At 67.2% G+C, this 24,523-nt stretch carries 19 protein-coding genes; 11 read left to right on the plus strand and 8 right to left on the minus strand.

Annotated elements, in window-relative coordinates; translation table 11 throughout:
• The first annotated feature begins 43 nt into the window (after positions 1–43).
• The 4 genes from fucP to M1L61_RS10085 all read left to right on the plus strand — a co-directional run bounded on the left by fucP (position 44) and on the right by M1L61_RS10085 (position 6,303).
• On the plus strand, positions 44–1,357 hold the full coding sequence (gene fucP / locus M1L61_RS10070) for an L-fucose:H+ symporter permease (RefSeq protein ID WP_049409375.1): 1,314 nt from the start codon (positions 44–46) through the stop codon (positions 1,355–1,357).
• Between the two features lie 7 nt (positions 1,358–1,364).
• Complete coding sequence (locus M1L61_RS10075) at positions 1,365–2,360, plus strand: carbohydrate kinase (RefSeq protein ID WP_248854682.1); 996 nt, start codon at positions 1,365–1,367, stop codon at positions 2,358–2,360.
• The gene (locus M1L61_RS10080) at positions 2,357–3,583 is read left to right on the plus strand and encodes an AGE family epimerase/isomerase (RefSeq protein WP_248854683.1); all 1,227 of its coding nucleotides are present in this window, start codon (positions 2,357–2,359) and stop codon (positions 3,581–3,583) included. Before M1L61_RS10075 ends, M1L61_RS10080 begins: the two co-directional genes overlap by 4 nt.
• A gap of 101 nt (positions 3,584–3,684) precedes the next feature.
• Complete coding sequence (locus M1L61_RS10085) at positions 3,685–6,303, plus strand: glycoside hydrolase family 2 protein (protein ID WP_248854684.1); 2,619 nt, start codon at positions 3,685–3,687, stop codon at positions 6,301–6,303.
• Positions 6,304–6,418: 115 nt separating this feature from the next.
• On the opposite strand, the gene mtnC is transcribed toward M1L61_RS10085, so the two are convergent.
• The 5 genes from mtnC to M1L61_RS10110 form a co-directional block, all read right to left on the minus strand.
• Entirely contained in the window at positions 6,419–7,114 is a 696-nt protein-coding gene (gene mtnC / locus M1L61_RS10090; RefSeq protein WP_191863919.1) for an acireductone synthase, read from the minus strand.
• A gap of 3 nt (positions 7,115–7,117) precedes the next feature.
• Positions 7,118–7,675 carry an acireductone dioxygenase gene (locus M1L61_RS10095; protein WP_019336326.1) on the minus strand — a complete coding sequence of 186 codons (558 nt, stop codon included), beginning with the start codon at positions 7,673–7,675 and terminating at the stop codon, positions 7,118–7,120.
• Between the two features lie 92 nt (positions 7,676–7,767).
• Positions 7,768–8,409 (minus strand): methylthioribulose 1-phosphate dehydratase, encoded by a 642-nt coding sequence (locus M1L61_RS10100; RefSeq protein WP_010482557.1) that lies wholly within the window; start codon positions 8,407–8,409, stop codon positions 7,768–7,770.
• A 553-nt stretch (positions 8,410–8,962) separates the two neighbouring features.
• Positions 8,963–10,390 (minus strand): amino acid permease, encoded by a 1,428-nt coding sequence (locus M1L61_RS10105; RefSeq protein WP_010482555.1) that lies wholly within the window; start codon positions 10,388–10,390, stop codon positions 8,963–8,965.
• Positions 10,391–10,472: 82 nt separating this feature from the next.
• The gene (locus tag M1L61_RS10110; RefSeq protein ID WP_019661442.1) at positions 10,473–11,948 is read right to left on the minus strand and encodes an amino acid permease; all 1,476 of its coding nucleotides are present in this window, start codon (positions 11,946–11,948) and stop codon (positions 10,473–10,475) included.
• 133 nt (positions 11,949–12,081) lie between these two features.
• Here M1L61_RS10110 and M1L61_RS10115 point away from each other — a divergent pair, with 133 nt between their 5' ends.
• A complete protein-coding gene (locus tag M1L61_RS10115) occupies positions 12,082–12,696 on the plus strand; it encodes an NUDIX hydrolase (RefSeq protein WP_014037032.1) in 615 nt (204 codons plus the stop codon).
• A gap of 94 nt (positions 12,697–12,790) precedes the next feature.
• Here the strand turns inward: M1L61_RS10115 and serA are convergent, their stop codons facing one another.
• Positions 12,791–14,032, minus strand: a complete 1,242-nt coding sequence (gene serA / locus M1L61_RS10120) for a phosphoglycerate dehydrogenase (RefSeq protein WP_248854685.1) — start codon at positions 14,030–14,032, stop codon at positions 12,791–12,793.
• A gap of 169 nt (positions 14,033–14,201) precedes the next feature.
• On the opposite strand from serA, the gene M1L61_RS10125 reads away from it, so the two are divergent.
• The 3 genes from M1L61_RS10125 to M1L61_RS10135 all read left to right on the plus strand — a co-directional run bounded on the left by M1L61_RS10125 (position 14,202) and on the right by M1L61_RS10135 (position 17,858).
• Positions 14,202–15,590 (plus strand): FAD-binding oxidoreductase, encoded by a 1,389-nt coding sequence (locus tag M1L61_RS10125; RefSeq protein WP_248854686.1) that lies wholly within the window; start codon positions 14,202–14,204, stop codon positions 15,588–15,590.
• Between the two features lie 62 nt (positions 15,591–15,652).
• Positions 15,653–15,952 carry a DUF2388 domain-containing protein gene (locus M1L61_RS10130; protein WP_010482550.1) on the plus strand — a complete coding sequence of 100 codons (300 nt, stop codon included), beginning with the start codon at positions 15,653–15,655 and terminating at the stop codon, positions 15,950–15,952.
• Between the two features lie 145 nt (positions 15,953–16,097).
• Entirely contained in the window at positions 16,098–17,858 is a 1,761-nt protein-coding gene (locus M1L61_RS10135) for a DUF4105 domain-containing protein (protein WP_248854687.1), read from the plus strand.
• On the opposite strand, the gene M1L61_RS10140 is transcribed toward M1L61_RS10135, so the two are convergent.
• Together M1L61_RS10140 and M1L61_RS10145 are read right to left on the minus strand one after the other, a co-directional pair.
• On the minus strand, positions 17,836–18,912 hold the full coding sequence (locus M1L61_RS10140) for an ATP-binding protein (protein ID WP_019338525.1): 1,077 nt from the start codon (positions 18,910–18,912) through the stop codon (positions 17,836–17,838). The genes M1L61_RS10135 and M1L61_RS10140 overlap by 23 nt on opposite strands.
• Positions 18,912–19,628: a response regulator gene (locus M1L61_RS10145; RefSeq protein ID WP_020424480.1), complete on the minus strand. Its 717-nt coding sequence runs from the start codon at positions 19,626–19,628 to the stop codon at positions 18,912–18,914. The genes M1L61_RS10140 and M1L61_RS10145 overlap by 1 nt, the downstream gene beginning before the upstream one ends.
• 129 nt (positions 19,629–19,757) lie before the next feature.
• Between M1L61_RS10145 and M1L61_RS10150 the strand changes: the two genes are divergently transcribed.
• From M1L61_RS10150 to M1L61_RS10160, 3 genes are read left to right on the plus strand one after another with little or no spacing between them, the layout of a single operon-like run.
• The gene (locus M1L61_RS10150; protein ID WP_248854688.1) at positions 19,758–20,906 is read left to right on the plus strand and encodes an efflux RND transporter periplasmic adaptor subunit; all 1,149 of its coding nucleotides are present in this window, start codon (positions 19,758–19,760) and stop codon (positions 20,904–20,906) included.
• A 36-nt stretch (positions 20,907–20,942) separates the two neighbouring features.
• Positions 20,943–24,092: a multidrug efflux RND transporter permease subunit gene (locus tag M1L61_RS10155; RefSeq protein ID WP_071306652.1), complete on the plus strand. Its 3,150-nt coding sequence runs from the start codon at positions 20,943–20,945 to the stop codon at positions 24,090–24,092.
• Positions 24,073–24,465, plus strand: a complete 393-nt coding sequence (locus M1L61_RS10160; protein ID WP_010482541.1) for a nuclear transport factor 2 family protein — start codon at positions 24,073–24,075, stop codon at positions 24,463–24,465. Before M1L61_RS10155 ends, M1L61_RS10160 begins: the two co-directional genes overlap by 20 nt.
• The last annotated feature ends 58 nt before the right edge of the window (positions 24,466–24,523 follow it).

Raw genomic sequence — 24,523 nt, forward strand, 5'->3', positions numbered from 1 at the left:
TTCCACGCAACAACGACCTTCCGCGCATCGAGGCGCGTACCGCATGCCGATCTCCGCAACGCCCCGTCCAACGGGATCTTCGGGCAACGCACCCGCCGTCACCAACGGCAAGGCGCTGGCTGTCGTCACCACGATCTTCTTCATGTGGGGCTTCCTGACCTGCCTCAATGACATCCTGATCCCGCACCTGAAGGCGGTGTTCGAGCTGAACTACGCCAAGGCGATGCTGGTGCAGTTCACCTTCTTCGGCACCTATTTCCTGATGTCGCTGCCGGCGGGTCGCCTGGTGGCGGCGCTGGGCTACAAGAAGGGCATCGTGGCCGGCCTGGTGATCGCCGGTATCGGTGCGCTGGGCTTCTGGCCCGCGGCCGAGCTGCGCGTGTACGGCGCCTTCCTTGGTGCGCTGTTCGTGCTGGCTACCGGCATCACCGTGCTGCAGGTGGCTGCCAATCCCTACGTCGCGCTGCTGGGCCCGGAGCAGACCAGTTCCAGCCGCCTGACCCTGGCGCAGGCACTGAACTCGCTGGGCACGGCCATCGCCCCGATCTTCGGCGGCATGCTGATCCTGTCCAACACGGTCAAGAGCGCTGACGACATCGCGGCGCTGCCGGCCGCCGAACAGCTGGCCTACCGCGCCGCCGAGGCGCAGGCGGTGCAGGGCCCGTACGTGGGCCTGGCGGTTGCGCTGGTGCTGCTGGCGCTGTTCGTGTTCCTGTTCCGCCTGCCGGCGCTGAGCGACGCCACCGAGCAGGCCGACCAGGGCCACCATCACAGCTACCTGGATGCGCTGCGCAAGCGCCACCTGCTGCTGGGCGTGCTCGGCATCTTCTTCTACGTCGGTGCCGAAGTGTCGATCGGCAGCTTCCTGGTCAATTACCTGTCGATGCCGAACATCGGTGGCTTCAGCGAACAGGAGGCCACCCATTACGTGTCGGCCTACTGGACGATGGCGATGATCGGCCGCTTCGCGGGCTCCGCGCTGCTGGCGCGCTTCTCGCCGAGCCGCCTGCTGGCGATCTTCGCGCTGGTCAACGTGGCCCTGCTGGTCACGACCATGCTGAGCTCCGGCAACATCGCGCTGTACTCGGTGGTGGCGATCGGCCTGTTCAATTCGATCATGTTCCCGACCATCTTCGCGCTGAGCATCGAGCGCCTGGGCCCGCTGACCAACAAGGGCTCCAGCCTGCTGATCATGGCCATCGTCGGTGGCGCCGTGGTGCCGTACCTGCAGGGCGTGCTGGCCGACCACATCGGCGTGCAGGCCAGCTTCATCCTGCCGCTGCTGTGCTACGGCTACATCATCTTCTACGGACTGGTCGGCGCACGTACGCCGGCTTCCGCAACGCAGGGAGGCTGAGTCCGGAATGGGTTCCATCGTTTGCTTCGGCGAAATTTTGATCGATCTACTGGCGCAGCCGCCGGCTTCGACCGACACCCCGCGCGCGTTCCTGCAGTACGCCGGCGGTGCGCCGGCCAATGTTGCGGTGGCGGCAGCGCGCCTTGGTGCGAAGACCCAGTTCGTCGGCATGCTGGGCCGCGACATGTTCGGTGACTTCCTGGCCGAAAGCCTGATCGAACACGGCGTCGGCACGGATTACATCGTGCGCACCGATGCGGCCAAGACCGCACTGGCCTTCGTCGCGCTGGATGCCAGCGGCGAGCGCAGCTTCAGTTTCTACCGCCCGCCGGCGGCCGACCTGCTGTTCCGTGACAGCGACTTCCAGGCCGCGTGCTTCGACAGCGCGCAGTGCTTCCATGTCTGCTCCAACAGCCTGACCGAGCCGGCCATTGCCGAGGCGACCTTCGCCGGCATGGAGCGCGCCCGTGACGCCGGTGCGGTGGTCAGCCTGGACCTCAATCTGCGCCCGGCGCTGTGGCCGGCCAACGAGGACCCGACGCCGCGCCTGTGGCAGGCGCTGGAACGTGCCGACCTGGTCAAGCTGTCGCGCGAGGAGCTGGATTACCTGGCGACACCGCTGGGTGCCGATGGCGAGGCAGTGGTGCTGAAGCGCCTGCTGGCCGCGCAGGCGCGCTGGGTAATCGTTACCGATGGTGCGGCCACGCTGCACTGGTATACGCGCGACGACCACGGCACGGTCACCAGCTTCCGTGTGGCCACCGTCGATACCACGGCCGCCGGCGATGCCTTCGTCGGTGGCGTGCTGGTCGGACTGCTGGAGCGTGGCGGGGCCGGTGCAGGCTTTGCAGCGTTCTGCCAGGACCCGGAGGCGATCACCGCCACGCTGCGCTTCGGTGCCGCGGTCGGCGCTCTGGCTGTTACCCGCAAGGGCGCGTTCGCCGCGATGCCCTCGCTCGATGAAGTGCAGCAGCTGCTGCAGGCCCAGGACATTACCGCATGAGCACCTCGCCCGATTTCCGTTCACCCGCGTTCCTGCGTGCGCATATCGCCGACACGATGGCGTTCTACCACCCGCGCTGCATCGATCCGAACGGCGGCTTCTTCCACTACTTCCGTGATGACGGCAGCATCTACGATGCCAGCCACCGCCACCTGGTGAGCAGCACCCGTTTCGTCTTCAACTACGCGATGGCATACCGCGAGTTCGGCAACGCCGAATACCGCGACGCAGTCGAGCATGGCGTGCGCTACCTGCGCGAGGTGCATCGCAATCCGGCCACCGGTGGCTACGCCTGGACCCTGCGCGACGGCAAGGTCGAGGACGACATGAACCACTGCTACGGCGTGGCGTTCGTGCTGCTGGCCTACAGCTGTGCGCTGAAGGCCGGCATCGAGCAGGCGCGCGCCTGGATGGACGAGACCTGGCAACTGCTGGAAGCGCGCTTCTGGGAGCCGCAGCACGGCCTGTACAAGGACGAGGCCGACGGCCAGTGGAACTTCACCGGCTATCGCGGCCAGAACGCCAACATGCACATGTGCGAGGCGATGCTGGCGGCGTTCGAGGCCAGTGGCGAACCGCGTTACGTCGAGCGTGCGCTGCAGCTGGCCGACAACATGACCCGCCGCCAGGCCGCCAAGGCTGGCGGCCTGGTCTGGGAGCACTACGATTCCAACTGGGAGATCGACTGGGACTACAACCTGGACGATCCCAAGCACCTGTTCCGCCCGTGGGGCTTCCAGCCGGGGCATCAGACCGAGTGGGCCAAGCTGCTGCTGATCCTCGATCGCCACGTGCAGGCCGACTGGCTGGTGCCGACCGCGCAGCATCTGTTCGACGTGGCCGTGGCGCGCAACTGGGACGACGCGCGAGGCGGCCTGTACTACGGCTTCGCACCGGAATCGCGCCGGCAGCCGGGCATGGATGGCGCGCCGATCGGTGGCGACAGCTTCGTCTGCGACGACGACAAGTACTTCTGGGTGCAGGCCGAAACGCTGGCCACCGCCGCACTGATGGCCAAGCGCACCGGTGATGACCGCTACTGGCAGTGGTACGAGCGCATCTGGGCGTACGCGTGGGAGCACTTCGTCGACCATCAGTACGGCGCCTGGTTCCGCATCCTCGATGCCGACAACCGCAAGTACAGCGACGAGAAGAGCCCGGCCGGCAAGGTGGATTACCACACCATGGGTGCGTGCTACGAAGTGTTGAACGTCGTGCGTTGAGGTCTGCCGCGCTGCGCGCTCGCCGGACGTGGTCCGGCGCTACCGTGGCGTGTTGAATTGGTAGCGCCGGGCCATGCCCGGCGGAAAAACAGGAGCATCCCGTGCATCGCCTTCCCCTCGTTGTCCGCCTGCTCCTGCTGCTGATCGCGGCCTCCGCCTTCCCGGCAACTGCAGTGCCTCTGCAGGCACAGTGGGAGTTCCGCATGTTGCCGGGCGACGCGCAGGGCGCCGCCCACCCGGGTCTGCAGCAATGGCGTGCGGCCACGGTGCCGGGCAGCGTGCACACCGACCTGCTGGCGCATGCGCTGATCCGCGACCCGTACGTGGGTGCGCCCGAAGCCGAGCTGCAATGGATCGGCCTGGCGGCCTGGGAGTACCGCGCGCGCTTCGACGTGGATGCGGCGACGCTGGCCAAGCCCAATGCCGAACTGCGCTTCGACGGGCTGGACACTTATGCCGAAGTCAGCCTCAACGGCAAGCCGCTGCTGCGTGCGGACAACGCGCACCGCACGTGGCGTGCGCGCGTGGATGGGCGCCTGCGCGCGAACGGCAATGAACTGCAGATCGTGTTCCGTTCGCCGATCCGCACGCTGCTTCCGGGCGTACAGGCGATGCCGCACAAGATCGCCGGCAACTATCCTTCGCCGTATGGCGACGAGCCGAAGGACGCGATGGTCGGCAACTTCGCGCGCAAGCCGGCTTACCACTTCGGCTGGGACTGGGGCCCGCGCTATGTCACGGCCGGCGTCTGGCGCGGTGTCGACCTGCAGGCCTGGGATACGCATCGATTGGCTGATCTGGCGGTGCGCACTGATGCATTGAGCGCGCAGCAGGCGAAGCTGACGGTGCTGCTGCAGGTGGAGCAGGGCGCGGCGGCGGGCTCGGCCGTGGTGAATGTGGATGTGCAGGATCCGCAGGGCCGCAGCGTGGCCCGGGTGAAGCGCACGGTGCTGCTGAAGCCCGGCCAGAACGCCGTCGAAGTACCGGTCGAACTGGTCAAGCCGCAGCGCTGGTGGCCGGTCGGCCACGGTGCACAGGACCGCTACACCGTGCAGGCCCGCCTGGATGATGGCGCCGATGCAACGCGGGCGCGCGAGCAGCGCATCGGCCTGCGCACGGTTGAACTTCGCCGCGAGGAAGACGGCAAGGGTGGGCAGGGCTTCGCCTTCGTCATCAACGGTGTGGAGATCTTTGCCAAGGGCGCCAACGTCATTCCTTTCGACGCCTTCCCCGCACGCGTCGATGCCACGCGATTGCGCCAGGTGCTGACCGCCGCGCGCGACGCCAACATGAACATGCTGCGCAACTGGGGCGGCGGCTACTACGAGGACGACGCGTTCTTCGACATCGCCGATGAGCTGGGCCTGCTGGTCTGGCAGGATTTCATGTTCGGCGGTGGCATGCAGCCCGGTTACGATCCGGCGTTCCGCGCCAGCGTGGTGGCCGAGGCGCGCGACAACGTGCGCCGCCTGCGCCATCACCCCAGCATCGTGCTGTGGTGTGGCAACAACGAGGAAGAGACCGCCTGGAAGGACTGGGGCCATGGTCGCGATCTGAAGGCGGCCGACCCGGCGTTTGCAGCGAAGGTGTGGCAGGGCTATGTCGACCTGTTCGGCAATGACCTGCGCCAGGTAGTAGGTGAGGAGGGGTTGGGCGTGCCGTACTGGTCCAGCTCGCCCAGCAACGACCTGGATGAGAAAGCCAACGATTCCAACCGTGGCGACAAGCACTACTGGCAGGTCTGGGGCAATCCGGCGCTGCCGGTGCAGGCCTACCTGCGCGAGACGCCGCGCTTCATGTCCGAGTACGGGCTGCAGGCGTGGCCGTCGGTGGCGACGGTGGACCAGATCGCCACCCGCGCCGAGCAGCGCATCGACAGCCCGGTGATTCGCGCGCACCAGAAGTTCATGGCGGGCGAGGGCAACAGCCGCCTGCTGCACTACATCGAACTGGGTTACGGCACGCCGAAGGACTTCGAGGACTTCGTCTACCTGAGCCAAGTGATGCAGGCCGATGGCATCGCGCTGGCGGCATTGCATCACCGCGCCTCGCGGCCGTACACGATGGGCTCGCTGTACTGGCAGCTCAACGACGTCTGGCCGGGCGCTTCCTGGTCCAGCGTGGACTATTTTGGCCGCTGGAAGGCACTGCATTTCGCCGCGCGGCGCTTCTTCGCGCCGGTGACGGTGGCGGCGCTGCGTGACGAGGGCAGCACGCGGGTGCGCCTGATCAATGATGGCGCCGCGCAGGATGCGCGTTGGCGGCTGCGGGTGATGGACATGGACGGCAAGGTGCTGCGTCGACGCGAGGACGCGGTGACGTTGACGGCGTCAGGCGTCACCTCGATCGGTGATTTCCGCGAAGCGGAGCTGCTGGCCGGTGCCGACCCGAAGCGCACGGTGGCCGTGTTCGAGCTGCTGCAGAATGGGGCGGTGAGCGCGCGGCAGGTGGTCGGATTCGTCGAAGCCAAGGACCAGGTGTTGCCGCGGCAGAAGCTCAAGGCCACCTTGTCCATCGAAGGCGGCCACTATCGACTACGGCTGGAAAGCGCGGCGTACGTGCGCGCGGCGTGGATTGATTTCGGTGCGTTGGATGTGCAGGTCGAAGACAACCTGCTGGACCTGCTGCCGGGCGAAACCCGCGATATCGCCGTACGCGGCCCGGTGGATATGACGACGCTGCGCGAAGCGCTGAAGGTGAAAACCCTCAACGACCGTTGAGGGCATCCGCCGGGCATGGCCCGGCGCTACCATTCATGGACCACGGTAGCGCCGGGCCATGCCCGGCGTGGGTGTGGACCGTTGAGGTGGGTGCGGACCGTAGGTCCGCACACCCTTACAGCTGGATCTGCTGGAAATTCTCGACCCGCTCGTGGCCGTTGGCGGTTTGGCCGGTACGCGGCAGCGGGTAATCGTCCAAGCGGTCGATCAGGCGGGTCTGCAGTCCAGCTTCGCGGGCGGCGTCCAGTTCCTCCACCACATCCGACAGGAACAGGATCTCGCCGGCCGGAACGCCAATGGCCTGCACGATGCGGCGATAGCTGTCGGCCTCGCGCTTGCCGCCGACTTCGGTATCGAACCAGCCCGACACCAGCGGGCTGAGGTCACCCGCATCGCTGAAGCCGAAGAACAGCTTCTGCGCCGGCACCGAACCGGAGGAGTACACGTACAGCGGCAGGCCGGAGGCGTGCCAGCCCTTCAGCACCGGCGCCACTTCCGGGTAGAAGTGCGCGGTGTAATCGCCGCGACGGTAGCCCTCGTCCCAGATCAGGCCCTGCAGCGCCTTCAGTGCGGTGTGCTTGCGGTCCTGGTCGATCCAGCCCTGCAGCGTCTCGGCCACCAGGCTGTCCTGGCAGGCACCGCCGATCTCGGTAGCCACCGCATCCAGCCAGCGGCGGACCTCCGGCTGCTGGCCATGTTCGGCGACGAACGCCGGCAAGGCCTTGCGGGCATAGGGGAACAGCACGTTCTTGACGAACGAGATGCTGCTGGTGGTGCCTTCGATGTCGGTCAGGATGACGCGGGGCTGCATGGATCAGGACGCCTGGGTAGGTACGTAACGGGGGAATTTCTGCGCGATGTCGGTACCGGTGAAGTGACCGACCCAGCCATCCGGCTCGGTGAAGAAGCGGATCGCCACGAAGCTCGGCTCCTCACCCATGTCGAACCAGTGGGTGGTGCCATCGGGCACGGCGATCAGGTCGTCCTTCACGCACTCGATCTCGTAGACCTTGTCTTCCACGTGCAGGGTGAACAGGCCGGACCCGGCGACGAAGAAGCGCACCTCGTCTTCCTTGTGGAAGTGCTCGTCGAGGAACTTCTTGCGCAGCTCGGCGCGGTTCGGGTTGTCCGGGGCGATCGAGGCCACGTCCACGCTCTTGAAGCCGTTCTCGGCGACCAGGCGGTCGATGTCGGCGCGGTACGCCGCGAATACTTCCTCCTGGCTGGCACCGGGCGCGACCGGTGCGGTGGCCTGCCAGCGTTCGAAGGTAACGCCGATCTTCTGCAGTTCGGCAGCGATGAGCGCGCCGTCCTGGGTGTCCAGCAGCGGCGATTCGGGGCGGGTGTCGTCGTAGATGCGCAGTCGGCTCATGGCGGCAGCTTGAACGTCTCGGGGGGAAGACAGGGTAGCAGGGTGGGGGCGAGGCGCAGATTCCGGATCGGCATCTGCACCTGCGCGCCGGTTCAGCCGCGCAGCCTGCGCAGCTCGAGCTCGCAGTGGAACAGGAACTCGAACGCTTCCAGGTGGCGACGCGCCTCGGCCATGTCGCGACCCCAGGCATACAGGCCGTGGCCATCGATCAGGTAGCCCCACAGGTTCTTCTGGTCGAGCAGGTCATCGACCTGCTTTGAAAGCACGTTCATGTCCTGGGTGTTGGCGAACACCGGTACGTCGATGGCCATCTCGTGGGTGCTGTTGCCGGCGAAGGCCTTCAGCAGCTCGTAGCCTTCCAGGCGGATATGGCCCTGCGGCGCGTACAGGCGCGAGGCGATGGTCTGCACCGGCGAATGGGTGTGCAGCACGCAACCCACTTCGGGGAAGCGGCGGTACAGCTGGGTGTGCAGCAGGGTTTCGGCGGACGGGCGCAGCGGGCGGCCGACGGCCTGGCCGTCGAAGTCCACCACCATGATGTCGTCCTCGATCAGGCGGCCCTTGTCCTTGCCCGAGACGGTGATCGCAGCGTGGCGGTCGTCCAGGCGGTGGGAGAAGTTGCTGCTGGTGGCCGGGGTCCAGCCGGCGTGGGCCAGTTCGCGGACGTTGTCGATCAGCAGCTGGGCCAGTTCGCTCAGGCGCGTGGTGTCGTACGGGAAGGTGGGGGCGTTCATGCCGGCGATTTTACTGGATTCGGCCAACGGCTGAGCCCCTCGTGGCTGGAGGCGGGGCTGGATTTCTTGCTTTGGCCGGGCGGGTGGGCTGTGCAGGGGACGCCGTGAACCCGTCCATGGGGGCTTGGCCGCGGCATCCATGCCGCGGACACCCCTGCACAGCCCACCCGCCCGGCCATGGACAGTTTCCGTGCGCGCCAGCCACGGAATGAAGAAGGAAGAGCGAAAAGCGGGTCGCGGCGCTGCGCTTGCTTGGAGCGGAGCATGGCTCCGCTCTACAGAGGATTCATCGAACGGAGAAAATTCATTTCCCGGATGAATTCATCCACGCATGGCGTGGATCTACCGGACGCGCCGGGAGACTGTCAGGGGCGGGGAGGCATGGGTTCGCGGGGGTGTCAGCCGCATGGATGCGGCTGCCAAGCCTACATGGACGTACTTGCGGCGTCCCCCGCGAACCCATGCCTCCCCGCCAAACCCACAGTCCCGCTCTTGCCGTTGCTCCGGCTTCAAAGGCGGGTGCAGGGCGGCAGGCCCTGCAATGCAAAACCCCTTACTTCCCCCGCAGGCGGCTGTGCCTGAAGCCGTAGCAGAAATAGATCACGAAACCGACGAAGGTCCAGACGCCCATCAGCATCCAGTTGTGCATCGTCATCGCCGACAGCAGCGCCAGGCAGCTCAGCACGCCCAGGCTGCAGATCAGCCAGGCCATCGGCATGCGGAACGGGCGCGGCAGGTCCGGCTGGGTGCGGCGCAGGATCAGCACGCCGGCACACACGGCGGCGAACGCGATCAGTGTACCCATCGAGGTCAGCTCACCGAGGATGTCCAGCGGGAACAGCGCCGCCAGCAGCGCGATGCCGATGCCGGTGATCACGGTGTTGATGTGCGGGGTGCGGTACTTCGGGTGGATCTTGGTGAACACCGGCGGCAGCAGGCCGTCGCGGCCCATGATCATGAAGATGCGCGGCTGGCCGATGATCATCACCAGCACCACCGAGGACAGGCCGACCAGCGCGCCGACCTCGACCACCCAGCGCAGCCAGCCCAGCTGCGGATGCGCGGCCACGGCAGTCACCACCGGCTCGTCGGTGCCGAGCAGCTGGAACGGCACCAGCCCGGTCATCACCGCGGCCATCGCGATGTAGAGCACGGTGCAGATCACCAGCGACAGCATCATGCCGAACGGCATGTCGCGCTGCGGATTCTTCGATTCCTGCGCCGCCACCGACACCGCCTCGAAGCCGATGTAGGCGAAGAACACCATCGCCGCGCCACGCAGCACGCCTTCCATGCCGTACTTGCCGGGGCCTTCGTTGGCGGGGATGAACGGCGTCCAGTTGCTGGTGTCCACATACTTCCAGCCGACCACAATGACCAGCAGGATCAGGCCGGTCTTCAGCACGACCATTGCCATGTTCATCGCCGATGACTTGCTGATGCCGACGTAGCACAGCCAGGTCAGCAGCAGCACCAGTGCGGCGGCCGGCAGGTTGGCGATCGCGCCGGTCGGGCGCAGCTGTGCGTCGAGCGGGGCACTGACCAGCGCCGCCGGTAGATGGATGTCGAACTGGCTGAGCAGGCTGAGGAAATAGCCGGTCCAGCTGACCGCGACCGCCGAGGCGGAGACGCCGTATTCGAGCACCAGCATCCAGCCGATGAACCAGGCCGAGAGCTCGCCGAAGGTGGCGTAGGTGTAGGTGTAGGCGCTGCCGGAGACCGGCACCATCGAGGCGAACTCGGCATAGGCCAGCGCGCAGAAAGCGCAGCAGATGGCGGCCAGCACGAAGGACAGCATGATGGCCGGGCCGGCGTGGTTGGCGGCGGCCTGGCCGGTGATGACGAAGATGCCGCCGCCGATCACCGCGCCGATACCCAGGGCGGTCAGGCCCCAGGGGCCGAGGTGGCGGCGCAGGCTCAGGCCGTTGGCGTCTTCATGGGCGGCATGCGGGTGCTTGGTGGCCCACAGTTGCTTGAACATGTGTGGTGGTCTTGTCGAAGCGCGCCATGACCGGCGCGCGGGGAAAACGGACGGGCCGGCGCGAGGCCGGCCCGTAGGCGGATCAGGGCGATTTGGCCAGCTTGCTGTTGCGGATGCCGTAGCCCAGGTAGATCAGCAGGCCGAGCAGCGTCCAGCCCACGAACAGGTGCCAGTGCACCACGAACGCCTGCCAGAACAGGAACAGGCAGGTGGCCGCGCCCAGCGGGCAGATGATCCACACCATCGGCACGCGGAACGGGCGATGGATCTCCGGCTTGGAATAGCGCAGCACGAGCACGCCGATGCAGACCGTGGCGAAGGCCAGCAGGGTGCCCATCGACACCAGTTCACCCAGCACGTTCAGCGGCACCAGGCCAGCCAGCGCGGCGGCGATCACGCCGACCACGATGGTGGCGACGTACGGGGTGCGGAAGCGGGTGTGGACCTTGCCGAAGAACTTCGGCAGCAGGCCGTCGCGGGAGATCGTGTAGGCGATGCGGGTCTGGCCCATCATCATCACCAGCACCACCGAGGACAGGCCGGCGATGGCGCCGATCTCAACGAACGTCTTCAGCCAGGACAGGGTCGGGTAGGGCTCCAGCGCGGTCGCCACCGGCTTGTCGGTGCCCAGCAGGTGGTACGGCATCATGCCGGTCAGCACCGCACAGACGATGATGTAGACGAGGGTGCACACGGCCAGCGAGCCGAGCAGGCCGATCGGCATGTTGCGCTGCGGGTCCTTGGTTTCACCGGCGGCGGTGGAAACCGCATCGAAGCCGATGTAGGCGAAGAACACGATGGTGGCCGCGCGGAACACGCCGCTCCAGCCGAATTCACCCGGCACGCCGGTGTTTTCCGGAATGAACGGCTGCCAGTTGGCCGGGTCGATGTGGGCCGCGCCGATGCCGATGAACAGGCAGATGACGGTGACCTTGATCGCCACGATGATCGCGTTGACGAAGGCCGACTGGGTCACGCCCACGTACAGCAGGCCGGACACCGCCGCCACGATCAGCACCGCTGGCAGGTTGAACAGCTTGCCGGAGGCGATGAACTCGCTGCCGGTCCAGGCGATGGGCGCGGCACTGAGTGCATCCGGGAACGGCATGTGCAGCGTGGTGGTGATGAAGCTGATCAGGTACGCCGACCAGCCCACCGCGACTGAGGCCGAAGCGAACAGGTATTCCAGCACCAGGCACCAGCCGATGAACCAGGCCATGCCTTCGCCGAGGGTGGCGTAGGAATAGGAGTAGGCACTGCCGGAGACCGGCATCATTGCCGCGAACTCGGCGTAGCACAGGCCCGCCAGGGCGCAGGCGAAGCCGGCGATCACGAACGACAGCATCACTGCCGGGCCAGCATGGTTGGCCGCGGCCTGGCCGGTCAGCACGAAGATACCAGCGCCGATCACCGCACCCACGCCAAGCAGGATGAGGTGTTTAGCCGTGAGGGTCCGTTTCAACGTGGCTTCGCCGTCCAGGCTGCCTTCGATGGGTTCGCCAGCATCGACGTGCCCGGCCGGTTCGACCGGCTTGACCCTCAACAGAGCTTTCAGCATGCAGTACTTCCTAGTGATCGGATGGGGTGGGACGCCGATACGTTGCCGGCAACCCTGGAATGGTGAAGGCCGCGCGAACGGCCCGCTGTACCTTAGCCAAAGCTGAAGCCAACGCACAAGCGCAATCGCAACAATGAACGGCGATAATGAGCAGTATTTTTCCAAACGCCGCCCATTCATGAGCCAGACCGCCGAAACCCTTGCCGTGCTTGACGATCGCCTGCGTGGCCTGCTGCGGGACTATGCCCGCCGCGAGCCTGCCCACGACGCACTGGCTGCCGAATTCGGCACATTGTTGGACGATCCGGAAGATCCGTTCCGCCGCGAGCGCCTGGCCGGCCACTTCACCGCCAGCTGCTGGCTGGTCAGTGCCGATGGCCAGCGCCTGCTGCTGACCCACCACCGCAAGCTGCAGCGCTGGCTGCAGCTGGGCGGCCACGCCGACGGCGACCGCGACCTGGCCCAGGTGGCGCTGAAGGAAGCCGAGGAGGAGTCCGGATTGAGCGGCCTGGTGCTGGAAGACCCGGCCATCTTCGATCTGGACAAGCATTGGATTCCGGAGCGCAAGGACGTGCCGGGACATTGGCACTACGACGTGCGTTTCGTGATCCGGGCGCTGGGTGGCGAGGCCTTCGTGCTCAGCGAAGAGTCGCTGGAACTGGCGTGGCGGCCGGTGACCGAAGTCGCCGCCGATCCGGAATCGGATGAGTCGATGCAGCGCATGGCGCGCCGGTGGTTGGCGCGCTAGCAACCTGTAGAGCCGAGCCGATGCTCGGCTCGATGCGGGCCGGAACCGCAGCCGAGCATGGGCTCGGCTCTACACGTGCAAGGCGGGACGCGCGTCAATACAGGATGCGCGTCCGCAGCGTGCCCGGAATCGCGGCCAGCTCGTCGCGCACGGCGGCGGCCTGCGCGTCGCTGGCGGTGATGTCGATCACCACGTAGCCCACCTTCGGGTCGGTACGCAGGAACTGGCCGTCGATGTTGACGTTGTGGCGCGAGAAGATCTCGTTGACCTTGGACAGCACGCCCGGCACGTTCTGGTGGATGTGCAGCAGGCGCAGGCTGTCTTCGTGTTCGGGTAGGGTCACTTCCGGGAAGTTGACCGCCGACAGGGTGCTGCCGTTGTCGCTGTAGCGCACCAGTTTGGCCGCCACTTCCACGCCGATGTTGTCCTGCGCTTCCAGCGTGCTGCCGCCTACGTGCGGGGTCAGGATCACGTTGTCGTGGCGGGTCAGCGGCGATTCGAAGATATCGCCGTTGCCCTTCGGCTCGACCGGGAACACGTCCAGTGCAGCGCCGCCGACGTGACCGCTGGCCAGTGCGGCATCCAGTGCATCGATGTCGACCACGGTGCCGCGCGCGGCGTTGATCAGGTGCGCGCCCTTGCGCATCTTCGCCAGCTCCGTGCTGCCGATCATCCACTGCGTGGACGGGGTTTCCGGCACGTGCAGGGTGACGATGTCGGCGCGCGCCAGCAGGTCGTCCAGGCTGGCGGCAGCACGGGCATTGCCCAGCGCCAGCTTGGTTTCCACGTCGTGGAAGATCACCTGCATGCCCAGCGATTCGGCCAGCACGCCGACCTGGGTGCCGATGTGGCCGTAACCAATGATGCCCAGCGTCTTGCCGCGCACTTCATGGCTGCCGCTGGCCGACTTCGACCAGCCGCCGCGATGGCATTCGGCGTTCTTCTGCGGAATGCCGCGGGTCAGCATGATGGCCTCGGCGATCACCAGCTCGGCCACGCTGCGGGTATTGGAGTAGGGCGCGTTGAACACCGGGATACCGGCCAGCTCGGCCGCGTCCAGGTCCACCTGGTTGGTGCCGATGCAGAAACAGCCCACCGCGATCAGGCGCTTGGCCTCGGCCAGCACCTCGGCACTGAGCTGGGTGCGCGAGCGGATGCCGACGATGTGCGCCTCGGCGATGCGTGCCTTCAGTTCGTCCTCGGGCAGCGCCTTGGTGTGCGCTTCGATCTGGCTGTAACCGGCCGCGCTGAATACCTCCACGGCGGTCTGGCTGACCCCCTCCAGCAACAGCACGCGGATATCCTGCTTCGGGAACGAGGTCTTCTTCGGCGACATGGGGCAACACGGCCAGTGGGACAGGGGCTGACCACTATGCCAGATTGGACCGCCGATGGTGCAGTGCGCAATTGGTTGCATCCGTAGCGATCGGCGCGGCTGCGGGGCTGGACGCTGGCGCGCGCCGCTGGCACGCTTGCCCGTTCTTCACGCACCGCGCTGGACCGTCATGACTGATTCCCGCATTGCCTCGCTGCTGCTGGCCTGTCCTGGCCTGAAGCTGAAGACCGACCCGGCCGACCTGGAGCATTACGGGCGCGACTGGACCCGGCGCTGGACGCCGGCGCCGCTGGCGATCGCACTGCCGGCCACGGTCGAGGAGGTGCAGGCGGTGATGCGCTGGAGTGCAGGCGAGGGTGTGGCCGTGGTGCCGTCCGGCGGCCGCACCGGCCTCTCCGGGGGCGCGGTGGCGGCCAACGGCGAGCTGGTGCTCAGCCTGGAACGGATGAACAAGGCACTGGCCTACGACGCGGTCGATCGCACCCTGGTGGTGCAGGCCGGCATGCCACTGGAAGCTGTGCACAATGCCGCGCTGGACCACGGCCTGATCTACCCGGTGGATTTCGCCGCGCGCGGGTCCTGCACGATCGGCGGCAACATCGCCACCAATGCCGGCGGCATCCGTGTGATCCGCTACGGCAACACCCGCGAATGGATCGCCGGGCTGAAGGTGGTCACCGCCAGCGGCGAGTTGCTGGAGCTCAACAAGGGCCTGATCAAGAACTCCAGCGGCTATGACTTCCGCCAGCTGCTGATCGGCTCGGAGGGCACGCTGGGCGTGATCGTCGAAGCCACGGTGAAGCTGACCGACCCGCCGCCGGCCAGCAATGTGATGCTGCTGGCACTGCCCAGCTTCGAAGTGCTGATGCAGGTATTTGCTGCGTTCCGCGCGCGCCTGCAGTTGCAGGCCTTCGAGTTCTTCACCGACCGGGCGTTGGAGCACGTGCTGGCGCACGGTGCGCAGGCGCCGTTCGACGAGGTGCATCCGTACTACGTGGTCACCGAGTTCGCCGCCGGCGACGACGCTCAGGAAGCGGCGGCGATGGCGGCCTTCGAGGACTGCATGGGCAACGGCTGGGTCAGCGATGGGGTGATCAGCGCCAGCGACGCCCAGGCCGCCCAGCTGTGGCGCCTGCGCGAAGGCATCACCGAGTCGCTGGCGCGCTACAAGCCCTACAAGAATGATGTCTCGGTGCGGATCTCGTCGATGCCGGCGTTCCTGGCTGAAACCCAGGCATTGATCGGGCAGGCCTACCCGCACTTCGACGTGGTGTGGTTCGGCCATATCGGTGACGGCAACCTGCACATCAACGTGCTCAAGCCGGATGACACCAGCGACGCCGATTTCGTGGCGCAGTGCGAGCAGGTGACCAAGTTGTTGGCGCAGGTACTGGCGCGCTTCGACGGCAGCATTTCGGCTGAACACGGCATCGGCCTGGTCAAGAAGGGCTACCTGGACAGCACCCGCGGCCCGGCCGAGATCGCGCTGATGAAGGCGGTCAAACGCGCGTTCGATCCCCAAGCGCGGCTGAATCCCGGCAAGCTGTTCGACGTTTGAGCCGGACAAATCCTTCACGCACCCGTTACGCTCCACGCTTCCTCACAACCGGCTTCGAACCGATGACCCGTCCGCTTCTGCTGCTCGCCCTGCTGTCCCTGCCGCTGGCCGGCTTCGCTTCCAGCTTCGCCGGTACGTCGGCCGGTTCGGCCACGGGTGCGTCCTCCGGTTCCTCGGGCAGCAGCTCGGGTGATGACAAGGTGGTGCTGGCTGCACGCGACGATGCGGCTGCATTCGTCGCCAGCGATGGCGAGATTCGTGGCGCCCGCCTGCAGGCCGCACTGGTCCACCTGCGTGAGCAGAGCGCCGCGGCACAGCAGCAGAGCGATCTGGAACTGGCCCGCGCGCTGCTGGCACGTTGATCCAGGCTGCATGACCTCGGCGTCATCGCCTTCTGTAGAGCCGAGCCATGCTCGGCTGCTGTTGCGATCCGCATGCGCCGGGCATTCAGCCGAGCATGGCTCGGCTCTACAGAGGCACAGCGGGCGGTGCGGGTGGATCGCCGCATTGGCGTGGCTGCTCATCCCTTCCGCGCACGCGGCTGATCGCCTGCTGCTTGATCCGTCCGGTCTCGACCCGGCGCAGCAGCAGCTCGCCAGCCAGACCCTGGCCGACGTGCAGTCCCTGCTGCCCGATGGCCTGCTGCGTGCATTGCCGTCACAGGTCCAGGTGCGTTGGCGTGATGACCTGCCGGCCGATGTGCACGGCCGGGCCTTCGCCGGGCGCATCGCCCTGCGTCGCGAGCTGCTGGATGATGCCGTGCCCGGCGCGCGTCGCGCACGCCGCAGCGCGCTGGTACACGAACTGGCCCATGTCGCCGACCGTACGGGGGCGAACTGGTCGCGCAGTGTGCGCTGGCGTGATCTGGCCGGATGGCAGCGCAAGCCCTGGCATCTCGGCCGTGGCGACAACGACTTCCGTGACCGCAGTCCCGATGCGTATGAACTGAAGGACCCGGCCGAGTACCTGGCGGTGAACGCCGAGCATTTCCTGCTGGACGCTGAGTTCGCCTGCCGGCGTCCGGCGCTGGCGCAGTGGTACCAGGTCCATTTCGGAACCCCGCCATCGCTGCCGCAGTCGCACTGCGCTACGACGCTGCCCTTGCTCCAGGCCGACTCAGAAGAGGGTGCCGCATCGCTGCTGCAGCTCGACCCCGCGCGTGTCTATGCCGTGGACTACCTGTTCGCCGAAGGCAGTGCGCAGCCGATGAGCCGCTGGGGCCACAGCATGCTGCGGCTGGTGATCTGCCGGCCCGGCCGCACGCCGGGGCCGGACTGCCGCCTGGACCTGGAGTACCACCGCGTGCTGTCGTTCCGCGCGTTCGTCGGCGATGTGCAGATTTCCAACTGGCGTGGCCTGACCGGTGGCTACCCGTCGCGCCTGTTCGTGCTGCCGCTGCAGCAGGTGGTGGACGAGTACACCAAGGTGGAGCTGCGGGGGGTGCAGTCGCTGCCGTTGCAGTTGTCGCCCGGCGAGATCGCCACCCTGCTCGAGCGCACTGCACAGGTGCACTGGAGCTATGACGGGCGCTATTACTTCGTCGGCAACAACTGCGCGGTGGAAACCGCAAAGCTGCTGCAGGCGGGTGTGCCGCGCCTGGGTGAGGCGGGCCTGGCCCAGCTGAGTCCACGCGGGTTGAAGCGTCGGCTGTCCAGGCTGCATGTGCTGGACGAGCAGGTGCTCACGGACCGCAATGCAGCGCAGGCGCAGGGGTACTACTTTGCTTCGGCGCGCGACCACTACCAGCAGTTGTTCGCGGTGGCGAGCTCACAGCTGGGGCTGCCGGTGCGCGATGTGCGCGGCTGGCTGAAGTTGCCCGCACCGCAGCGTGCGCCGTGGCTGCTGCAGGGTGACCTGCGTGCCAGCGCCGGGCTGCTGCTGCTGGAGCAGGCGGCGCAACGCCGCGCCGAACTGCGCGCGCGCGATGTGCTGAAACGGCGCCTTCTGGCCGCACCGGCCAGTGCCGAGACGCGCGGCCTGCGCCAGCTGCTGGAGCAGGGTGGGCAATGGTTGCGCCCGGGTACGCTACTGGCGGACGGTGGCTATGGGTTGCCGCTGGTCGATGAGCAGGCGGTGCTGGCCAAAGCGGTTGCCACCGCCAGCGCACAGGCGGTGCCGGCCTGGCAGGCGCTGCGCGTGCAGCTGCGCCAGCAGTTGCCGGCAGGCCAGCGCAACGAGATGGATGCGATCGATGCCAACCTCGCTGCACTCGGCGCGCGCCTGCGGGAACAGGCAGCCGCGCCCGCTACTGGCGCGGCAGTTCGATGACGAAACGGCTGCCACCGGCGTTGCCCGCCGTGCAGTAGACGCGGCCGCCGTGCGCGTCGGCGATGGCCTTGACCACCGCCAGGCCGAGGCCACTGCCACCGCCCTGGCGTGAACGCGAGCCGTCGGCACGCATGAACGGGCTGAAGATGTCGGCGTGCAGCTCCGGATCGATGCCCGGGCCCTCATCCTCGATTGCTACCTGCACATGGCCTGGTGTGTCATGCACGGCAATCCGTACCTTGCCCGGGCTGGCATAGCGACGCGCGTTTTCCAGCAGCGCCAGCAGCGCCTGGCGCAGGCGCGTGGGATCACAGTGCGCGTTGTGTTCCTCGCGGCTGGTTTCCAGCTCCAGCACGAAGCCTGCAGCGCGGAACTGCGGATCGACCAGGGTCATCACCGAATGCACCTCGGCCACCACGTCGGTGCGCGCGCGACGCACGTCCAGCCGCGCATTGTCAGACAGGCTCAGCACGCGCAGATCTTCAATCAGGCGGGACAGCCCTTCGACCTGGGCAAGCAGGCTGCGGAACTGCGACTCGTCCGGCTGGAACACGCCCTCGGCCAGCCCCTGCAGGCGGCCACGCAGGATCGTCACCGGGGTCCGCAATTCATGGGCAATAGCCGCATGCCACATCGCGCGCTCGCTCTCCATGTGCTGCAGGCGGCGCGCCATCGCATTGAAATCCTCGACCAGGGTTGCCACTTCGCCCGGTGAGTTTTCCTCGACGCTGGCGCGCGCACCGAGGTCGCCGCCGGCGAGCGCGCGCACGCTGTCGACCAGCGAATTCAAGGGCGACAGGATGCGATGCGCCAGTCGGAACGAGGCGGCGATGGCCAGTGCCAGGCCGGTCAGGATCACCCCGACCATCCATGCCAGCTCCGGGCCGGTCGGCAGCCAGCTTTCCGGTTCCTCGGCACTGCCGGGGAAGAACTCGACCAGCACCGCGTACAGCAGCCATGACGACAGGATCATCATCACAATGACGCCGATCACCATCAACGACATCGAGACGATGATGTGTCGGCTGAGCCCGGAGCGGCGCAGGTGCGCCATCAGCGGTCGGCCATCAGCCGGTAGCCGACACCGCGCACGCTGGCCGGAACATTGACCATGCCTACTTCGTCCAGTTTGCGGCGCAGCTTGCTGACATGGCTGTCGACGGTGCGTTCCAGCGCTTCGCTTTCCGGCAGGCATTCGTGCATCAGTTCGCTGCGGCTGAAGATGCGGGTCGGCGCCAGCGCCATGCAGTGCAGCAGCTTGAACTCGGTGAGCGTGAGCAGCACTTCGTGGCTGTAGCCTTCGCCCTCCACATGCACGGCATGGGTGGCCGAGTCGATCAGCAGCGGGCCGGCCCGCAGCGCGGTCGGTGCATCCACGCGCGAGGCGCGCAACGTACGCCGCAGCACGGCGCGCACGCGTGCTGCCACTTCGGCCGGATTGAACGGCTTGACCACGTAGTCGTCGGCGCCCATGCGCAGTGCGGTCAGCTTGTCCAGGTCCTGGTCCAGTGCGGTCAGCATGATCACCGGCGTTTCGCCGCGCTGGCGCAGCTGCGTCAGCACGCTCCAGCCATCCAGGCGCGGCAGCTGCACATCGAGCAGGACCAGGTCGGGGCGGGCGCTGCGGTGCAGGTCCAGTGCGCTGTGGCCGTCGGCGGCGCGCAGTGTACGCAGTCCTTCGCGTTCCAGATAGGCGGTGAGAATATCGGCGATCTCGGCCTCATCCTCGACGATCAGGACGAGGGCGGCGAGGGCAGGGGCGGCATGCATGCAGGGGCGGGGCCTTAAGGTGCTTGCCTCCATCGTATCTCCACAGTTCCTCCATCGAAACCCCATCATTGCCACGCACACTTCACGCTTCAGAACCTATCAGCCGCCTGCGCGGCATTGTGCACAGCAATGAGAACCTTCAGGACTCCGGCCACGTTGATCGCGGCCCTCGCCCTGGCCATGACGGCCTGCTCAACCCCCGAAGCTACGCCGGAAGCCACGCCGCGTGTCAGCGTGGTCACCGTCGGCCCGCAGGTGGTACAGCGCGATGACGAACTGCCCGGCCGCGTGGCTGCCGTGCGCACCGCACAGATCCGTGCCCAGGTGGGCGGCATCGTGCAACGCCGCCTGTTCGACCAGGGCGCAGAAGTGAGCGCCGGCCAGGCGCTGTTCCAGATCGATCCGGCGGCATTCCGTGCAGACGTGGATTCGGCACTGGCAGCACTTCAGCGCAGCGAAGCGGCGCTGGGCCGCAGCCGCGTGCAGTCACAGCGCCTGCATGCACTGGCGGCCGCGCAGGCGGTCAGCCAGCAGCACCGCGACGATGCCAGTGCCGAGTACGAACAGGCCCGTGCCTCGGTGAACGAGGCGCGCGCGATCCTGGCCCGTCGCCAGCTTGACCTGCGCTATGCCACGGTCAGTGCACCGATTGCCGGCCGCATCGACCAGGCGCTGGTGACCGAAGGCGCACTGGTGGGCGTGGCCGATGCCGAGCCGATGGCGGTGGTGCAGCAGATCGACCAGGTCTACGTCGATGTGCGCCAGCCGGCGGCCCAGCTGGAATCACTGCAGCGCAGCGCTGCCGGTGGCGGCGAGCTGCCGGTGACGATCATCGGTGCGGCCGGCAAGCCGCTGTCCGAGCGCGGCCAGATGCTGTTCTCCGGCATCAACGTCGATGCGCGTACCGGTGATGTGATCCTCCGCATTCTGGTCGACAACCCGCAGCGCCAGCTGCTGCCGGGCATGTACGTGCGCGCGAGGGTGCCGCGTGGTGCGCCGGCCAGTGCACTGACCGTGCCACAGCAGGCCGTGCTGCGCAGCGCCGGTGGCCAGGCCTATGCCTGGGTGATCGGTGGCGATGGCAAGGCGGTAATCCGCACGCTGGAGGTCGACGGCAGCGTTGATCGCCAGTGGCTGGTGCGCACGGGCCTGAAGGCGGGCGAAAAGGTAGTGGTCGAGGGCCAGGAACGCCTGCAGGAAGGCGTGGTGGTCGATGCGCGCGATTGGCAGATGCCGGTCGCCAGCGCCGGCGCGGTGCAGGCCGGCAGCAAGGGCTGAGCCTCTACCGGGCTGGTCCCTCCAGGGAAATCCAACATGGCACGTTTCTTCATCGATCGCCCGGTGTTCGCCTGGGTGCTGGCGATCTTCATCATCCTGGCTGGCGTACTGGCGATCCCACGGCTGGCCGTTGAGCGCTATCCGGCGGTGGCGCCACCCAGCGTCAGCATCTATGCCAGCTACCCGGGTGCCAGCCCGCAGACGCTGAATGACGCGGTGGTCGGCCTGATCGAGCGCGAGCTGTCCAGCGTCAAGCACCTGCTGTACTTCGAGTCGTCGGTGGATACCTCCGGCGAAGCCTCGATCACTGCGACCTTCAAGCCGGGTACCAACCCGGAGCTGGCGCAGGTTGACGTGCAGAACCGGATCAAGGCGATCGAACCGCGCCTGCCGCGCAGCGTGCGCCAGAACGGCCTGTTCGTGGAGGCCGCCGATTCCGGCTTCCTGATGCTGGTCGGCCTGCGTTCGCCGGATGCCAGCGTCAGCGAAGCGGCGCTGGGCGACTTCATGGCGCGCAACATCATCGAAGAGCTGCGCCGCATCGATGGCGTCGGCCGCGTGCAGCTGTTCGGCGCCGAGCAGGCGATGCGTGTGTGGCTGGACCCGACCCGGTTGACCGGCTACGGCCTGACCATGGGCGACGTCGCCGCCGCCATCGAGCAGCAGAACCTGGAGATCTCGCCGGGACGCATCGGCGATTCGCCGGGTGTGCCGGGCCAGCGCATTACCGTGCCGTTGAGTGCCGACGGCCAACTGTCCACGCCGGAACAGTTCGCTGCCATCGTGCTGCGCGCCGGGGCCGACGGCTCGCGGGTGCTGCTGGGCGATGTCGCCCGCGTCGAGCTGGGCGCCCAGAGCTATGCCTGGGGCACCCGCGAGGACGGCCATCCGGCCACCGCCGCCGGCGTGCAGCTGCGTCCTGGCGCGAACGCGGTGCGCACCGCGTCGGCGGTGCGTGAGCGCATGGCCGAGCTGGCACCGCTGCTGCCGCGCGGCGTGGAAGCGAGCATTCCGTTCGATACCGCGCCGTTCGTCAAGATCTCGATCCAGAAGGTGGTGCAGACGCTGCTGGAGGCGATGCTGCTGGTGTTCGCGGTGATGTACCTGTTCCTGCAGAACTGGCGCTACACGCTGATCCCGGCGCTGGTCGCACCGATCGCACTGCTGGGCACCTTCGCTGTGATGCTGGCGCTGGGCTTCTCGATCAACGTGCTGACCATGTTCGGCATGGTGCTGGCAATCGGCATCATCGTCGACGACGCGATCGTGGTGGTCGAAGGCGTGGAACGGATCATGGCCGAAGAAGGGCTGCCGCCGCGCGAGGCCACCATCAAGGCGATGCGTGAGCTGACCGGCGCAGTGATCGGCATCACCCTGGTGTTGACCGCGGTGTTCATCCCGATGGCGTTGGCCAGCGGCTCGGTGGGCGCGATCTACCGCCAGTTCACCGTGGCGATGGCGGTGTCGATCCTGTTCTCGGCGCTGCTGGCATTGAGCCTGACGCCGGCGCTGTGCGCGACGCTGCTGCGCCCGAACAGCCATGGCCATCATGGTCGTGGTGGGCTGTTCGGCGCCTTCAACCGTGGCTTCGAGCGGATGACCGGGCGTTACCAGCGTAGTGTGGCGTCGGTGCTGCAGCGGAGCGGGCGGGTCATGGGCGTGTTCGCCGCGCTGGTGGCGGCGTTGCTGCTGGGCCTGCACTGGCTGCCGGGCGCATTCCTGCCGGAAGAGGACCAGGGCTACTTCATGACCTCGATCCAGCTGCCGGCCGAAGCGACGGCCGAGCGCACGCTGGCCGTGGTCGAAGCCTACGAAAGGCATGTGGCGTCACGCCCGGGCATCGGCTCCAACCAGTCGATCCTCGGCTACAGCTTCTCCGGGTCCGGCCCGAGCGCGGCGCTGACCTACACCATGCTGAAGGACTGGGGCGAGCGTGCAGGAGCCACCGCGGCCGGCGAAGTGGAGGCCGCGCAGAAGGCGATGGCGACGATTGCCGAGGGCGAGGTGATGAGCGTGATGCCGCCGGCCATCGACAGCCTGGGACGCTCCTCCGGCTTCTCACTGGCGCTGCAGGCGCGCACCGGGCAGAGCCAGGCAGAGCTGCGCGCGGCCCTGCAGCAGCTGCTGAAGCGGGCCGAGGCCAGTCCGCTGCTGTCGGAGGTGCATGCCGATGGCCTGCCAGCAGGCACCAGCGTGCGGCTGGACATCGACCGCGCCAAGGCCGAGGCGATGGGCGTGGGGTTCGAGCAGATCAGCAGCACGCTGTCGGCGGCGATGGGCTCGCAGTACGTCAACGACTTCCCCAACAAGGGCCGGCTGCAGCAGGTGATCCTGCAGGCCGATGCACCGCACCGGATGGAGCTGGAGGATGTGCTGAAGCTGTACGTTCGCAACAGCGAAGGCGGCATGGTGGCGTTGTCGGAACTGGTGACGCCGCACTGGACCGAGGCGCCGTTGCAGCTGCAGCGCTATCTCGGCTTCCCGGCGCTGAACCTGTCCGGCGCACCGGCCTCCGGCGTGTCGACCGGCCAGGCCATGGCGGAGATGGAGCGGTTGGCGCAGAAGCTGCCGTCCGGCTTTGCCCTGCAGTGGACCAGCCAGTCGCTGCAGGAGCGGGAGTCGGGGGCGCAGGCACCGTGGCTGCTGTTGTTGTCGATGCTGGTGGTGTTCCTGGTGCTGGCGGCTCTCTATGAGAGCTGGTCAATCCCGCTGGCGGTGATGCTGGTGGTGCCGCTGGGCCTGCTCGGTGCGGTCGCCGCGGTGCTGCTGCGGGGCATGCCCAACGACGTGTTCTTCAAGGTCGGCATGATCACCGTGATCGGGCTGTCGGCGAAGAACGCGATCCTCATCGTCGAGTTCGCGCGCCAGCTGCAGCAGCAGGGTCGCGGCCTGGTCGAGGCGGCATTGGAAGCTGCCAGGTTGCGCCTGCGGCCGATCGTGATGACCTCGCTGGCATTCGCGCTGGGCGTGGTGCCGCTGATGCTGGCGCAGGGCGCGTCGAAGGAAACCCAGCAGGCGATTGGAACCGGTGTGTTCGGCGGCATGGTCAGTGCGACCGTGCTGGCGGTGTTCTTCGTACCGGTCTTCTATGTAGTAGTGCAGGGCGCGCGGCAGTGGATCGCGCAACGCCTGCGCAGGCGCCGGCCGATGCCGGAAGGATCCGTGGATGGAACGGAACATCGTTGAAGATCTGCATGAACAACAGTTGATGGTGCTGGAGCAGCGCCTGTGCGCAGCGTTGCTGGAAAATGATCACGATGCGCTGACCGCGCTGGTATCGCCGGCCTTGTTCATGATGGATGGCCAAGGCGGGCGCATGCTCGATCTGCCGTGGCTGGGCGATTGGCTGGCCGGCGGCCTGCAGGTGCGAAGCCTACAGCTGCACGCAGTTGAAACGCTGCTGTGTGGTCGCCTGGCACTGCTGTCCAGCAACGTGCGGTTGTCAGTGTGGCAGCAGGACCAGGAGCGTGAAGTGAAGCTGCGCCTGTTGCGCGTCTGGACCTGCAGTTCCGGCGGCAGTGGCGCACAGCTGCTGTCGATGGCGGTGCTGGCCGCCTGAGTGCGGTCAGGCCGCTTTCAGGCCCCGCTCACCGGCAGATGGTAGGGTCGAGCCTCTC

It is taken from the genome of Stenotrophomonas sp. NY11291 (assembly GCF_023277365.1).
Taxonomy (GTDB): domain Bacteria; phylum Pseudomonadota; class Gammaproteobacteria; order Xanthomonadales; family Xanthomonadaceae; genus Stenotrophomonas; species Stenotrophomonas geniculata.